The sequence below is a fragment of the Sphingobium fluminis genome, from assembly GCF_037723805.1.
In the GTDB taxonomy this organism is placed as follows: Bacteria; Pseudomonadota; Alphaproteobacteria; order Sphingomonadales; family Sphingomonadaceae; genus Sphingobium.
In genome coordinates this window covers 206,112-220,456 of sequence record NZ_JBBJUK010000005.1, presented here as the reverse complement: position 1 = coordinate 220,456, position 14,345 = coordinate 206,112, and the positions used below count along the sequence as shown (strand labels likewise).

Sequence of the window (14,345 nt, the reverse complement as noted above, 5' to 3'; positions counted from 1 at the left end):
CACCCGGTCCTTGCGCGCTCGCCCTAGATCAAAACCGCCCCCAAGCCAATGCTGTTTCGCCGCCTTGCCGGGTCAGCCCGCAGCGCCGATCCCCATGCACAGATATTTGATCTCCATATAATCGTCGAGGCCATGACGGGAGCCTTCGCGGCCAAGGCCCGACTGCTTGATGCCGCCAAAGGGGGCGACTTCGGTGGAAATGAGGCCGGTGTTGATGCCGACCATGCCCGCCTCCAGCGCTTCGGCGACGCGCCACACGCGGCCAAGGTCGCTGGCGTAGAAATAGCTCGCGAGCCCGAACTCGCTGTCATTGGCGAGGCGGATCGCGTCGGCCTCGTGCGTAAAGCGGATGATCCCCGCCAGCGGCCCGAACGTCTCCTCGCGCGCGAGTTTCATGTCCGGCGCGACATTCGCAATCACGGTGGGATCGAAATAGGTGCCGCCCCGGCTGCTACGATGCCCACCCGTCAACAGCGTCGCCCCGCCCTCCAGCGCGTCGGCGAGATGCTCCTCCACCTTCTCGACGGCCTTTTCGTCGATCAGCGGGCCGACGGCCGTCCCTTCGTCCATGCCATAGCCGACCTTGAGCGCCTTCACCCGGTCGACCAGCTTCGCGACGAAGGCATCATGGATGCCGTCCTGCACATAGAAGCGGTTGGTGCAGACGCAGGTCTGACCATTGTTGCGGAATTTTGAGATCATCGCGCCGTCGACCGCCGCGTCGACATCGGCGTCGTCGAACACGAGGAAGGGCGCGTTGCCGCCCAGTTCCATGCTGACCTTCTTGACCGTATCGGCACAGGCGCGCAGCAGCCCCCGGCCGGTTTCGGTCGATCCGGTGAAGCTGATCTTGCGCACGAGCGGATTGGCGGTGAGTTCGCCGCCGATCGCGCGCGCGGAGCCGGTGACGATGTTGACGACGCCTGCCGGAATGCCTGCCTGTTCAGCCAGCACGCCCAGCGCCAGCGCGGAATAGGGGGTCGCCGATGCCGGCTTGATGACGATGGTGCATCCCGCCGCCAGCGCCGGGGCGAGTTTGCGCGTGACCATCGCGGTCGGGAAATTCCATGGCGTGATCGCGCCCACCACGCCCACGCCCTGTTTCAGCACGACGATGCGCTGGTCGGCCGCGTGCGACGGCACGACCTCGCCATAGGCGCGCTTGCCTTCCTCGGCGAACCATTCGACAAAGCCCGCCCCATAAGCGATCTCTCCCTTCGCTTCGGCAAAGGGCTTGCCCTGTTCGCGGCTCAGCAATTCGCCCAGCGCATCCTGATGCTCCATCATCAGGTCGAACAGACGCCGCATCAGCTTCGCCCGGTCGCCCGCCGTGCGCGCACGCCAGCCGGGCAGCGCCGCCTGCGCCGCCGCGATCGCGCGCACCGTTTCCGCCTGCCCCATGTCGGGCACCGACCCCAGCCGCGCACCATTGCCGGGATCGGTCACGCCGATCACGCCGCCGGCATCGGCATCGCACCACTGCCCGTCGATATAGCATTGCTGGCGCAGGAAGTCGGTGTAAGTCATGATCGGGCAATCCTCCGGGAACCGGCGCTGGACGTACGCGCGCTGACGGGCCGAAACAATGCGCCGCCGTCGCGGCAATTACGGCCCTGCGGGCCGGATGTTCCCGCCGGACATCCCCGCTGGCCAGCGCGATCGGCGAAAAAGCGACCTCCCTTGACCGGGAGACCTTGCTCAACCCGTTGCCACCCGGCTAGCCAATGGTGGACAAACCAGGGGAGATGACGATGGAGAGTCCGCAATCGCCGGAAAAGGCCGGCGTCTTCGCGCCGCTCACCATTTCCACGTTCCGCAACATCTGGCTTGCAAGCCTCGTCTCCAACACCGGCGCGCTGATCCAGGGCGTCGGCGCGGCCTGGGTCATGACCGACATCTCGACGCCCGGCATGGTCGCGATGGTCCAGACCGCAACCTTCCTGCCGATCGCCCTGCTCGCCGTCCCGGCGGGCGCGATCGCCGACATGTACGACCGGCGCAAGGCGCAGATGGCGGCGCTCGGCTTTGCGGCCATCGGGGCACTCGTCCTGACATTGCTCTCGTTTGCGGGCTGGGTGACGCCCTGGATATTGCTCACCATGTGTTTCCTGATCGGTTGCGGCGTCGCGATCTATTCCCCCGCCTGGCAGTCCTCCCCCGGTGAGCAGGTGCCCCCTGCCCTGTTGCCGCAGGCGGTGGGGCTGAACGGGATCAGCTATAATATCGCGCGCAGCTTCGGCCCGGCGATCGGCGGCCTGATCGTCGCGACGGTGGGCGCTTCGGCCGCTTTCGCGGCCAGTTCGCTATGCTATGTCCCGATTCTGCTGGCGCTGTTTTTCTGGCGGCGCACGCCGCCGCCCGCCCGCCTCCCGCCGGAACGGCTGACCCGCGCGATGATGGGCGGTCTGCGCTATATCATCCATATGCAACCCGTCCGCACCGCTATCGCCCGATCGCTGATCAGCGGCATATTAGGTGCGGCCCTGTTGTCCCTGATGCCGCTCATCGCGCGGGACATGCTGGGGGGCAGCGCTCGTGTGTTCGGCCTGATGCTCGGCTTTTTCGGGATCGGCGCAGTCGGTGCGATCTTCATCCTCCAGCCGATCCGCAGGCAAGGCAATGAACGGGTAGCGGCCGGATGCAGCATCGCCGCGGCCGCGGCCGTCGCCGTGCTCGCGCTTAGTCACAGCCTCGCAATTTCTTCCCTCGCCCTGCTGGTCGCGGGTGCGGCGTGGATGATCCAGATGACGACGGTCAACATCGCGGTCCAGTTGTTCGTGCCGCGTTGGGTCACGGGCCGGGCGGTGGCGTTTCTGAACGCCACGATCGCAGGCGGCATCGCTCTCGGCGCTGTCATCTGGGGCATGGTGGCACAGGACCAGGGCACGCAGATCGCGCTGTTGGCCGCCGCCGTCTGCCATGCGCTTGCGCCGCTGATGGGCCTGATCCTGCCGATCGCCGATCGCGAGGATGCCGCCCGTACCCTCGACGAGCCGTTGGCGGACCCTGAAGTCAAGCTGGGCATCACCGGGCGCAGCGGCCCGATCGTCATCGAAATCCAGTATCGCGTGCCCGTGGGCCGGGCGCGCGAATTCTACGATCTGATGCGTCAGGTCCAGCGCATCCGCATCCGCAACGGCGCCTATGGCTGGTCGCTCGGTCGTAATATCAACGATCCCGAAAGATGGGTCGAACGCTATTCCAGTCCAACCTGGCATGACTATCTGCGCCAGCGCAATCGCTCGACCGTCGAGGAGATGAGCGTCCAGCAGCAGGCGTTCGCGTTTCTGGTCGGGGACAGCGAGGTCGCGGTCGAACGCTGGCTCGAACGGCCGTTCGGATCGGTTCGCTGGCGAGCGGAGTCCCCCGATCAGGGCAGCTTCGAGCTGCCCGTAGAGGGGTAGGTCGTACCAGAGCGGCAATGGTCCTTGCGGTCGCCGCAGAAGGCGGTCAGATATTCGCGCAGGCATCGCATGCATCGCGCAGCTTGCCACGGCGGGGTGTCGATCGTCATGAGGGAGTGAAGGATGGACTGGTTCGACCCTGCGGACGGGGGCATCACGCGACGGGGATTGCTGGCCGGGGCGGCCGCCGGTGCGGCGGGCCTTGCCGCTTCGCCGGCGCTTGGCCAGTCCATGGTCGACCTGCGCCTGCCCGGCGGCAATGGCGGCCGGCCGCTGACGACCGCCTTCCCGCAAAAAGGATCGATGATCCTGCAACGGATGCACCCGCCGCTGCTCGAAACCCCGATGAGCGTGTTCGATGGCGACGTCTTCACGCCCAATGACCGGTTTTTCGTGCGCTGGCATTGGGGCGATATCCCGACCGCGATCGACGTGAAGCGCTATCGCCTGCGCATCGGCGGGCATGTCGATCGACCGCTTTCGATCAGCATGGCGGACCTGCTGCGCATGCCCCGCATGGAACTGGCCGCCGTCAATCAATGCGCGGGCAATTCGCGCGGCCTGTTTCAGCCGCGCGTGCCGGGCGCGCAATGGGGCCATGGCGCGATGGGCAATGCGAAATGGCTCGGCGTGCCGCTCCGCCATGTGCTCGACCTGGCCGGCGTGAAAGCGGGCGCGGTGCAGGTTCGCTTCAACGGCGGCGACCAGGCCGTCCTCCCCGACGCGCCCGATTTCCGCAAGGCGCTCGATATCGATCATGCCCGCGATGGTGAGGTCATGATCGCCTTTGCCATGAACGGGGAACAGCTGCCGCTGCTCAACGGCTTCCCCTGCCGGCTGGTGGTGCCCGGCTGGTATTCGACCTACTGGATCAAGATACTCGACAGGATCGAGATATTGCCGCAGGTGGACGATGATTACTGGATGGCGAAAGCCTACCGGATACCGACCGCGCCCGGCGCCAATGTCGTGCCGGGAACCAAGGATTTTCCCACCACGCCGATCAACCGGATGATTCCCCGAAGCTGGATCACCAGTCTGGAGGAAGGACAGTCCGTCGGCCTTACTTCCGTTCTGCCCGTCGGCGGGATCGCGATGGGTGGTGACAGCGGCGTGGCCCGCGTCGACCTGTCGGCGGACGGCGGCAAAAGCTGGCACCGCGCCACGCTCGGGCCGGATCCGGGCAAATACAGCTTCCGCCGCTGGGACGCGCGCATTCCGGTTGCCGGGCCGGGGCAGGTTTCGCTGATGTCGCGCTGCTGGAATATGGCCGGCGTCGCGCAACCGGCCGACCCGATCTGGAACCCGGGCGGCTATATGCGGGGCAATATCGAAACCACCATGGTCAAAGTCGGCTGAGGATGCGTATGAGAACCCTCCCCTTCGCCGCTTTTGCGGTCTTTGGCGCCGCGGCGCTGGCCACTGCCCCGCCTCCCCATGTTCCAGCGAAGGATGTGAAGCTCAAGTCCGTCACGGTCGAGCTGCCCTTCGATGACAGCGGCTTTCCGGCCGGGCCGGACGCGGATATCGTCACCGCCAGCTGCACCGCCTGCCATTCGGCGAGCATGGCGCTGACCCAGCCCGCGCTTTCACCGGGCCAGTGGAAAACGATCGTCGTCAAGATGCGCGACGTCTATCATGCCCCGGTGCGTGACGAGGATATTCCCCGGATCGTCGATTATCTGAGCGCGAACAAGGCGGCAGGAACGACCGCTCGCTGATATCCGGCCAAGGCCGTCCAACAACATGATCCGCCCGAGCGGAACCAATTGGAGAGGGAGATCGCATGCCGATTAGAAAAGCCTATGTCGATACCACCGACGGGCAGATTCATTATAGATATTGCGAGGGCGGCGAGGGACTGCCGATCCTTTTATTCCACATGACCGCCAGTTCGTCGGCCTGCTACGAAAGCCTGATGACCGCGCTCGACGGCTATTGTCCGATGTACGCTTTCGACCTCCCCCATTATGGGCAGAGCTTCATGCCCACGGCCGAACCATCCTACGACTATGTGGCGCAGGTGCTGATGGAAGCGATCGACAATCTGGGCATCGACCGATTCCACTGTTTCGGCCATCATGGCGGCACCAACGTGTCCACGCAGATAGCGGTGACGCATCCCGACCGGGTCGCGAGCATCATGCTCGCCGGCGTGACCTATCCGACGATGGAGGAAAGCGCGCGCAACGCCGCCTATATCTATGACAATCCGCCCGATGTCCGGGGCTCGCAGGCGATCACCGCTTGGACACGCGTGGTCAAAGATTGCGACAGTTCAGCACCCATAGAGCCCGACGCGCCTTTCCATCCCGTGCCGGTCGAAATCTATCATAGCGAGTTGATCGACACGCTGACGGCCGGCACCGAATGGCACTGGGGCTATCGGGCGGTGTTCAAACACGACATGCAACGGCTCCTGGGCGAAGTATCCTGCCCGATCCTGCTGGTATGCGGCACGCGCGACATCGTGTTCTTCTGGCACGAGCGGGCGAAGAAGGCCCTGCCCCATGCCAGGGTCGTCGAGCGGGAAGGTTATGGCAGCTATTACTGCACCTTCGCCGGCGACGATCTGGCGCCCTATGTGCGGGACTTCATCGGCGGTCTGGACGGGTAGCCAGGATCAGGACGGGTCAGGCTTGCACTGCGGCCGGGAAAACGAAATCGTCCTGATCCCGGCGCTGCTTGACCCGAACCTCCCTTGCTCAAACGAGCAGCGGCGCGAAACGGTCATAATAGGCCGAAAATCGCGTGCGGATCGCATCATCGGTGGTGCCGAATTTCTCGGCCGAATAGTGATGGCCGCCATGCTTGTTGCGTGGATTGCGTTCCGACCATTGCTGCATGCCCTGCTTGCTCCGGTCCGTAAGTGGCAGGCCGAACGCTTCGTAAATTCTGCGCACGACCTCGTCGTCTTTCGATGTGATGTCGGAAAATGCGATATCGACAATCGGCTTGGGCGGATGGTCATCGCGCCAGGTCAGATGGTCATCGGCACTTTTGCCAAGATAATTCGTCATCCCGTTCCCTGCCGTCAGATCCGGTTCGATATCCGCGTACAGCACGTTCCAGTTGTGATTGATGCCCGCTACCGAGGGCACGCACTTTACGGGGTCCCGATGAGTGACGATGAAACGGGGATGGTCGAAAATACGGTTTAGCTGTGATTCCTGCCCGAAATGAATCGGCGTCTTGAGAAGCCAGGGCTTGTGGCGATTTTCAGGGTTCTGCCATTGCAGATATTGTAGCTGGATTTTCATATAGTCGTAGGCCGGCGCCGGATCGGCGCTCAATATCCACTCGAAATAAGACGCCGAACCAAAGACGCCGCACCCTGTGGTTCTGAAACTATATTCAAGAAGCTGCATTTCCTCCTCGGCTTCGTCGGTGAAGACGGGATGGCCGGTGATCATGTCAGGCGACACTTCGTACAGCCATTTCTCATAGGCCCGTGTTTCGGCGATGCGCCGTTCGCGGCCGCCATCGGTCGCGCCGGGGATACGGGCGAACATATGCCCTTTCCAATATTCGACGAGCTGGAAATCGCCCGACGCGCCGAGCAGCCGGTGCAGTTTCGTGCTGCCCGTGCGCGGCAGCGAAGTGATGATGATCGGCGCGTCGATGACTTCGTCGAGGATTTCGGGATGGTCGGCGAGATCCTTCTGGAACCAAAGGCGATTGATGAGAAGGCGCAGGATATTCTCGTGGAGAGCGTCCACGCGATCAGGTCTGACAACGACATCGGCGTTGACGCCCCGGACGAGCATCTCAAGCCCTTCGCGAAAATCATCCGGACCAAAGTCGGACAGGCCCGTCCGTTCCCGGGCCATCTGCAATAAGGTCTCCGCGTTCAGGCCCGTCATCCCCATTTTCTCCTGTTACCGGCGGCTTTTTTCGTTGCCGCCTGGATGATGCAGGATGAGCACAGAATACAGGATTGCTCTTGGGGGCTCCACCAATAATGGCTTGCCAATCCGTTTTCTGGCCTTCCCCTACAGGTCCCCGATGCCGGGTGCCAGGACCGATGCTATCGCGCTTTTACAGGTGCGTCACCCACAAATGCGGGGGGTTGACAGGTCGTTCTGATCAATAGGATAGGCCGACTAAACAGCCGGAACAGCATAGACGAGAGGATTGCGAATGTCGGTCGAGGACCAGAATCTCCAGATTGTCAAAGATGCCTATGCGGCCAGCGCCCGGGGCGAACCCCAGGGATTTACGGCGAGCTTCACGGCGGAGACGGAGATTCACGAGGCGACCTCGCTGCCTTATGGCGGTGTCTATAAGGGTGTCGACAGCTTTTCGACCCTCATCGGCAAGGTGCTTCAGGTATTTTCGAGCCTGAAATTCACCAAGGATCACATCATCGCCAGCGGCGATCATGTCATTTCATGGGGTACGCTCGATCTGACCGGCAAGGCGTCGGGGAAATCCGTAACCATCCCGCTGGTCGAAATCTGGACGATCGTGGAGGGCAAGACGCAGAAACTCGAAGTCGTCTATGGCGACACCGCAGCCGCGCTTCAGGCCGCCGACCTGATCTGAGGCTGCCGTCGTCGGGAGGCGCGCCAGATCGCCGGCCCGCCTCCCGATCAGATTTCCGGCATGTTCTTGATGTTGGATTTGCCGCCGGTCAGGGCGCGGCCCAGCAGTTCCAGCGACAGGCCGGTGTTGAGCGCATTGTGCCGTGACCCGACGCTCAGGTCGCGCCATTGCCGCTGGATCGTGCTCGACTGCACGAATGCCCCCGGCCCTGCAATGTCGAGCAATATGTCCGCCGCCTCGCGCGCCAGGCGCATGGCATAGCCGCAATCCGCCTGCGTCTTTACCTTTTCCATCTTTGTGACGACGCGCTCCTGCGCGATGCGATCGACGACGTCGCAGGCGCGGTAGACATGCATCCAGGCGGAATCGATCTTGATCGCGGCTTCGCCCAGCTTCGCCAGCAAAAGATGGGAATCGGACTGCCGGTCGTAATTCCAGGACAGGATCGGGCGGTCGTTCATTTTCTGGCGAACCGATTCCAGCATGCCCGTCACCGCGCCCATCGTGGCCGGAAGGACCGTGAGCCCGAACTGCGGTTCTATGGGCCACAAATCGCGTGGCTCCAGCTGCGCCTCTCCGATCAGCCCGGCCATGTTCATCATGTCGCTGTCGCGCATGAACAGGTCGGCGGGCACGAAATGGCCATCCGCCTTGACCCGGTTGCTCCCCGAAGCGGACATGCCGGCCACGTTCCAGTCCCTGACGATTTCCACGTCGTCGCTCGACAGGTCGATGAACACTTGGCCGCTCTCGACCTGATCGCCATTTTCGTCGCGCACGATGACGCCGCACAAGGCCCAGTCGGCATGAAGCGATCCGGATGCATAAGGCCATTGGCCGGTGACGAGATAGCCATCGCCGGAACGGACAGCGCCGCATTTCATGCCGACGAAGCAGCAAAGCTCGTCACCCCGTTCGAACAATAGCCGGTGTTGCGCCTCCGGCAGCGACGCCACCATGCCGGTCGTGCCACTCAGCAAGCCATAGGCCCAGGCCGTGCCCGCACAGGTCTTGGCGATTTCGGCGACCGTTTCCACGAAGGTCCGCAGGGATGCACCCTCCCCCCCGGCGCGACGCGCCACGGTCATGCGAAACAGCCCTGCGGCCTTGAGCGCCTCGAATACCGGCGGCGCGATGGCACCGCGCTCCTCCGCCTCGGCCGCGTGGCGTGCGATCAGCGGTTGCAGCGCGCGCACGCGCTCAAGGGAGTCCGGAGCAGTCATGGTGTTTTGACGAACTAGTTGATCCATGGGGCTATCCTCACGAATATGGCAAAATGGGCCTGTCGATGCTCAAAAGCCGGACCGCTGCCGCAGCCACTGGATGATCAGCCGGGACAGGGCGATGCGCTTCGTCAGGAAACCATGATCGGTATCGAGGATGACCTCATCGAATATCCGCACACCCGCGTCGCGCATGGCCCTGGCGATCGGCTTGTGACAGGTTTCCAGCGGCGCGACCGTATCGCGTTGCGCACCGATGATCAGCACATGCTTGTCTACCAGATGCGCCGCTCGGACGGTCGGACGCATTCGGTCGTAATCGGCGGGCGTCATGCTGTTCAGAACGCCTTCCACGTCGATCCGCCCCGCCGACATGCGCTTAACGCGCTCCAGGCCGATCCTGGCCTGCTCCGCCGCCTCCGGGGTCGGCGCTGCCATCATGCTGTTGGCGGCGACGGCTATGACCGACTGGATCGACGGGTCTTCGGCGCAGGCGGCGATGCTGACATTGCCGCCCCCGCCGCTCAGGCCCATCACCGCGATCCGGGCCGGATCGGCACGCCAGCATCGGCCCTGCGGCGTGCGGATGTCGTCGTCGGCGGTCGAGCGCACATAGGCGGCGGCCGCCAGCAAGTCGTCGACCGCGCCGGTCAGCGTATATCTGTGCTGATTGTCCCACATGCCGCGCGGGTGAAAGGTCATCACGTTGATCCCCGCCGTCATCAGCGGGATGATCACGCTTTCCAGCCGGTCGCCGCCATACCATTGCGGGCTCAGAATGACGGTGCCCTTGAGCGCCGGCCCTTCGGCAATCCAGACGGTCGCGTGGACGACGGAGCCCTGACTCATGAAATGGGTGACGAACTGCTCGCAGGGGAAATCCGGGTCGAGCACGCATGGATCGCTGACGGTCGAATCGATAAGATCGTTGGTATTGAATATGTCGTCCATTCGCATGGTCCTTCAAATATCGACGGAATGACTGGCCCGATGCGCCGCTACTCGCGATGGTTGATATTGCCCTTGCGATAGGCGGCTTCGGTAAGGCCAAAACCACATATCAGCAGCCCGATCAGCGCGACCGGCATTGCCAGGGTAAATATCGACCAGCCGAGCATGGCGCCCGATTTGAACAGGCTGTCCGTAATCACCCCGACAAGCGTAGGTCCAAGGCCGATGCCCACCAGAGCGAGTATCAGATATTGCAGGGCGATGATCTGGCCGCGCATATTGGCCGGCACCGCTTCCTGAAGCGCGAGCGGCGTTGCGCTTTGCACCATGGCGACGCTGAACAGCAACAGGCCAAAGCCCAGCACCGCGAACAGGGGCGACCCCATCAAACCGAATGCCGCCGCCGGCACATAGGTGATGAAGCCGAACAGCATCGGCCGGGTCCGCGCGCTCAAATCGCCTCGCTTGATCATGCGGTCGGACATCGCGCCGCCCAACAACGTTCCGGCGATCGATCCTATGATCATGGCTGTGCCGATCGGCCAGGCCGTGCTTGCGGGTGAAAGCCCGAAATTGCGTTGCAGCAAGGTGGGCGCCCAGGCCCCCGCGCCATAGCCGGCCATGGCCGCGAGCGTGCCCGACGCGGAGATGCGGACCAGAAGCCCCTTGTTCCGCCAGACATAGCCCAGGAAATCGCGGATCGATGCGACGTTATTGGCTACGGCGCCGCGCCGCGTGGGCTCCCGCATCGTCAGCATGAGCAGACAGGCAAACAGGCCCGGTAGCCCCGCGAACAGGAAGAGAAGACGCCATGGTTCGAGGTTCTGGAACCCACCCAGGTTCAGGCCCGCGGCCGGAATCTGGCTGAGCAGCAGTCCGCCGAGCAGGAGCGATGCTCCACTGCCGACGGACATGGCGATATAATAGGCACCGGTCGCTCGCCCGCGCTTATGCGGTTCGAAAAAATCGATGATCAGCGAATAGGCTGCTGGGCCGAGCACCGCTTCACCGATGCCGACGCCGGTGCGCAGAATCAGCAACTGGGTATAGCTGCCGGCGAAAGCGGAGAGCGAGGTGAGCAGGCTCCAGCCGAGCAACCCGAACAAAATGATGTTGCGGCGGTTCTTGCGATCGACCAGCCGTCCGAACGGAATGCCGAAAATCGCGTAGGTGATGGCAAACCCATAACCGTGCAGCAGGCCGAACATCGTGTCGCTCATCGCGAATTCTTGTTTCAGCGGGCCTACGATAATGGTCGTGATGTGCCGGTCGAGCTGGGACAGGAGCGTGACGATGCACAACAGGGCGAGAGCATACCAGGCCGCAGTGGCGCGCGGCGATTCCGGCGCGATCGACTGATCGGCCGGGTGCGGCGAGACGATGGGCATTGCCATGGCTTTTGCTTCGCTTCCCGTCATCATGATCCTCATAAGCTCAAGCGCTTGTCGACACAGGGGAGGGAAACATCAGGCAATGCCGCACCGGATATCGGTCTTCGCCCCGCCGATTATGCGAGCAACACCGGCAGCATCCTGAATTTTCTCTCCTGCGGGCGACATAAGCAGTTGGCGATTTGGGCGTCAAACAAGTGGTCCTCATGTCGAAGCTTACCATTGCTGAAGCCCTGCCGGAGCGCGCCAAACGCCAACCATGGCGCGCTCCGGTTTCTTGCCCTTTGAACGATCGATGATTTCAGAATCTATAGCTCGCTTCGAGACCGTAGGTGCGCGGCGGATTCCAGACCACCGTATATTGCGCGGTCAGTCCGTTGAAATAGCCGCTGGCCTTATAATCGACATTGCGGATATTCTTGACGAAAGCGCGCAGATTATAGCGGTCCCCCGTCGGCGTGAAGGTGACATAGGCGTTCTGGATATTATAGGCGGGCTGATCGAGGACCGCAGTGTTGAACTCGTTGAAATGAATTCTGCCGCTCCAGTAGGATTCGCCGCGAAGCATGATTTCGCCGGCGCCGACATCGGCGGTATATTGCAGGCCGATGCTGAGGCTGTAGGGCGCGGCGCGATTGAGCCAGTTGCCGGCTACCTGCTGATTGCGGGCGGGATCGGTGAGGGGTCGACCGTCCGATGCCGCGCAGGCGACCTGGGGAGCGGGCAGCACGATGGTCTGGTTGCAATTGACGAAATCGGTATATTTCGCGCTCTGCACCATGGCGGCGGCGTCCAGCTTCAGGCGCGAGGTGATAACGGCGTCCAGATTGGCCTCGATGCCCTTGATCCGTGATTCCGCCGCATTGAGGACGGTAAAACCGCCGATCGTGCCCAGCGTTTTTTGCACCTGGAGATTGCCATAATCATACCAGTAGCCGGCGACATTCAGGCGAATCCTATTGTCGGCAAACTGCGTCTTGATGCCGACCTCGCCGCCCTTGATGGTTTCGGGCTCATAGGCGTTGCCGCATGTCCCCGCCGAGACGCCGCCGGCCTTGAAGCCCTTCTGATAGGTGGCATAGGCCATGATCTTGTCGGTCACGTCGAACTGGATGCCCGCCTTGGGCGTCCAGGCGGTGAATTTCTGATCAGTGTCCCCGGTAAGGAGGGGATTACCCGGCACCGGACAGGCGCCTCCCCGAATTATCCTGTTCTGGGTGTCCTTCTTGTCGATATTATAGCGCACCCCGCCGATCAGGCGCAGCGAGTCGGTGACGCTGAAGGTCTGATCGGTGAAGAAGGCGATCGACCTAGCCTTCAACCGGTTGGTTGTCGCGTAGGTAGAGATGGCCGGAGCCGTGGGGTTGGCGAGAGCACTCAAAACCTGCGACGCTGATCTCACGCTGTCATTGAAATAATAGACCCCGAATATCGATTTCAATCGTCCGTCGAAGCTGTCCGCATTCAGGTTCAGTTCCTGCGTGTAGGTATCGGACTCGAACCTGTTGAAGACGGTTTGCGCCGTGAACCCGCTCGCATCCAGGTCGAGTGGCATGGTATTTTTATATTTCTGATAGGCCGATATCGACTTGAGCTGCACATCGTCGCTGATGTCCCAGGTCAATGTCGCCGTCGCCGCATATTCCTTGCTGTTGTTCTCGCTCGGATAATCAGCATAGACCTCCCGCGGACGGAAGGATTGCGGGCCAAGCACGGCCCGACGGGCGGGATTGAGCGATGGGGCGAGAACGCCCGGATTGAAGGAACTGCGCGTGTTGCCATAAGACCCCTCAAGGTCGAACTGCACCGTATCGCTCGGCTTGAACGCGAGGATGCCGCGAACGCCCGTGAACTTATTCTCGAAATAGCGGCTCTTGGACGCACCGGGCAGAAGGTTTTTGACGAAACCCTTGTCGCGATTGTCGAGCATGCCCGATATCCGGAAGCCGACCGTGTCGCTGATCGGGCCGGAAATATAGCCCTGAAGCGCGTAGCTGTCGAAATTGCCGACCCGCCCGGTGATCTGCGCTTCGGTCTGTTCGGTCGGCCCGCGCAGGATATAGTTGATCACGCCGCCGGTCGCGTTGCGGCCGTAGAGGGTGCCCTGAGGACCCGACAGCACTTCGATCCGTTCGAGGTCCATGAGCGTGAGGTTCAGGCTGCGCGCCCGCGCCTGATAGACGCCATTGACGTGCACCGCGACCGATGGGTCCTCGAACCCGCCAGTCAGGTTGGTGCTGATGCCGCGCAACGTGAGCGTATTGCTGCCATAGGTATAGCCCACCTGCAATGACGGCACACGGGTGATCAGGTCCCCGAGCCCGCGAATTTGCCGGTTTTCCAGCGCCTCCTGCGAGAAGGCGGCGATGCTCGCCGGAACATCCTGGATATTCTCGGCACGCTTCTGCGCGGTGACGACAATGTCACCGACGCCCGGCCCCGTTTCGTCCGCCGGCGCCTGCGCCAAAGCGGGCATGGCAGCCATACTGGCCGAAATGGCCAGAAGTGCCGGAAGGACGGCTGACGGCCGCAGCATGATCGACTTGTGCATAGGATCCCCCCTTGAGGCGGACGTGCATGTCCGCCGCTTAAACGCGATTGGTAATGGAAAAAACAGCGATGACTGGCTGGCAGACGTCCAATTCTTCTCGGCTCGCCTGCCTGCACCGCGATATTTCCGGCTTCTCCACGATCGGCATTTTCACCTGGACCGTCCCGGCCTGGCTAATGCCTGTCATTAATAGGATAATACTACTAATTTAGTTGAGTAGCTCTCATCAAATGAGTTTTGCGAATATATTGATCTGCAAACTCATAGGCCGCACCGATCC

Annotated in this window: 11 protein-coding genes; 5 read left to right on the top strand and 6 right to left on the bottom strand. The window is 62.4% G+C overall.

From position 1 onward, the window contains the following. Positions 1-72: 72 nt before the first annotated feature. Positions 73-1,527 (bottom strand): NAD-dependent succinate-semialdehyde dehydrogenase, encoded by a 1,455-nt coding sequence (locus tag WG907_RS14515; protein WP_340233884.1) that lies wholly within the window; start codon positions 1,525-1,527, stop codon positions 73-75. 224 nt (positions 1,528-1,751) lie between these two features. Here WG907_RS14515 and WG907_RS14510 point away from each other — a divergent pair, with 224 nt between their 5' ends. From WG907_RS14510 to WG907_RS14495, 4 genes are all read left to right on the top strand, one after another. Continuing rightward, positions 1,752-3,404 carry an MFS transporter gene (locus WG907_RS14510; protein ID WP_340233882.1) on the top strand — a complete coding sequence of 551 codons (1,653 nt, stop codon included), beginning with the start codon at positions 1,752-1,754 and terminating at the stop codon, positions 3,402-3,404. A 123-nt stretch (positions 3,405-3,527) separates the two neighbouring features. Further along, positions 3,528-4,763 carry a molybdopterin-dependent oxidoreductase gene (locus WG907_RS14505; RefSeq protein ID WP_340233880.1) on the top strand — a complete coding sequence of 412 codons (1,236 nt, stop codon included), beginning with the start codon at positions 3,528-3,530 and terminating at the stop codon, positions 4,761-4,763. Between the two features lie 8 nt (positions 4,764-4,771). After that, positions 4,772-5,125 (top strand): hypothetical protein, encoded by a 354-nt coding sequence (locus tag WG907_RS14500; protein WP_340233878.1) that lies wholly within the window; start codon positions 4,772-4,774, stop codon positions 5,123-5,125. A gap of 65 nt (positions 5,126-5,190) precedes the next feature. Then, entirely contained in the window at positions 5,191-6,021 is an 831-nt protein-coding gene (locus tag WG907_RS14495; protein WP_340233876.1) for an alpha/beta fold hydrolase, read from the top strand. Positions 6,022-6,109: 88 nt separating this feature from the next. On the opposite strand, the gene WG907_RS14490 is transcribed toward WG907_RS14495, so the two are convergent. Further along, positions 6,110-7,267: a sulfotransferase family protein gene (locus WG907_RS14490; protein WP_340233874.1), complete on the bottom strand. Its 1,158-nt coding sequence runs from the start codon at positions 7,265-7,267 to the stop codon at positions 6,110-6,112. Positions 7,268-7,544: 277 nt separating this feature from the next. Here WG907_RS14490 and WG907_RS14485 point away from each other — a divergent pair, with 277 nt between their 5' ends. After that, positions 7,545-7,949: a nuclear transport factor 2 family protein gene (locus WG907_RS14485; RefSeq protein ID WP_340233872.1), complete on the top strand. Its 405-nt coding sequence runs from the start codon at positions 7,545-7,547 to the stop codon at positions 7,947-7,949. A 47-nt stretch (positions 7,950-7,996) separates the two neighbouring features. Here WG907_RS14485 and WG907_RS14480 read toward each other — a convergent pair whose 3' ends face one another. The 4 genes from WG907_RS14480 to WG907_RS14465 all read right to left on the bottom strand — a co-directional run bounded on the left by WG907_RS14480 (position 7,997) and on the right by WG907_RS14465 (position 14,065). After that, the gene (locus WG907_RS14480) at positions 7,997-9,199 is read right to left on the bottom strand and encodes an acyl-CoA dehydrogenase family protein (protein WP_340233870.1); all 1,203 of its coding nucleotides are present in this window, start codon (positions 9,197-9,199) and stop codon (positions 7,997-7,999) included. A 42-nt stretch (positions 9,200-9,241) separates the two neighbouring features. Further along, entirely contained in the window at positions 9,242-10,123 is an 882-nt protein-coding gene (locus tag WG907_RS14475; protein ID WP_340233868.1) for an alpha/beta hydrolase family protein, read from the bottom strand. Between the two features lie 47 nt (positions 10,124-10,170). Next, the gene (locus WG907_RS14470; RefSeq protein ID WP_340233867.1) at positions 10,171-11,517 is read right to left on the bottom strand and encodes an MFS transporter; all 1,347 of its coding nucleotides are present in this window, start codon (positions 11,515-11,517) and stop codon (positions 10,171-10,173) included. 298 nt (positions 11,518-11,815) lie between these two features. Then, positions 11,816-14,065, bottom strand: coding sequence for a TonB-dependent receptor (locus WG907_RS14465; protein ID WP_340233866.1), 2,250 nt, complete (start codon positions 14,063-14,065; stop codon positions 11,816-11,818). Between the last annotated feature and the right edge of the window lie 280 nt (positions 14,066-14,345).

Excerpts from the sequence above, each read along its gene's own strand:
- WG907_RS14490 (WP_340233874.1), bottom strand. The coding sequence starts at position 7,267 with ATGACGGGCCTGAACGCGGAGACCTTATTGCAGATGGCCCGGGAACGG.
- WG907_RS14510 (WP_340233882.1), top strand. The coding sequence starts at position 1,752 with ATGGAGAGTCCGCAATCGCCGGAAAAGGCCGGCGTCTTCGCGCCGCTC.
- WG907_RS14480 (WP_340233870.1), bottom strand. The coding sequence starts at position 9,199 with ATGGATCAACTAGTTCGTCAAAACACCATGACTGCTCCGGACTCCCTT.
- WG907_RS14515 (WP_340233884.1), bottom strand. The coding sequence starts at position 1,527 with ATGACTTACACCGACTTCCTGCGCCAGCAATGCTATATCGACGGGCAG.
- WG907_RS14500 (WP_340233878.1), top strand. The coding sequence starts at position 4,772 with ATGAGAACCCTCCCCTTCGCCGCTTTTGCGGTCTTTGGCGCCGCGGCG.
- WG907_RS14470 (WP_340233867.1), bottom strand. The coding sequence starts at position 11,517 with ATGGCAATGCCCATCGTCTCGCCGCACCCGGCCGATCAGTCGATCGCG.
- WG907_RS14485 (WP_340233872.1), top strand. The coding sequence starts at position 7,545 with ATGTCGGTCGAGGACCAGAATCTCCAGATTGTCAAAGATGCCTATGCG.
- WG907_RS14495 (WP_340233876.1), top strand. The coding sequence starts at position 5,191 with ATGCCGATTAGAAAAGCCTATGTCGATACCACCGACGGGCAGATTCAT.
- WG907_RS14465 (WP_340233866.1), bottom strand. The coding sequence starts at position 14,065 with ATGCACAAGTCGATCATGCTGCGGCCGTCAGCCGTCCTTCCGGCACTT.
- WG907_RS14475 (WP_340233868.1), bottom strand. The coding sequence starts at position 10,123 with ATGGACGACATATTCAATACCAACGATCTTATCGATTCGACCGTCAGC.
- WG907_RS14505 (WP_340233880.1), top strand. The coding sequence starts at position 3,528 with ATGGACTGGTTCGACCCTGCGGACGGGGGCATCACGCGACGGGGATTG.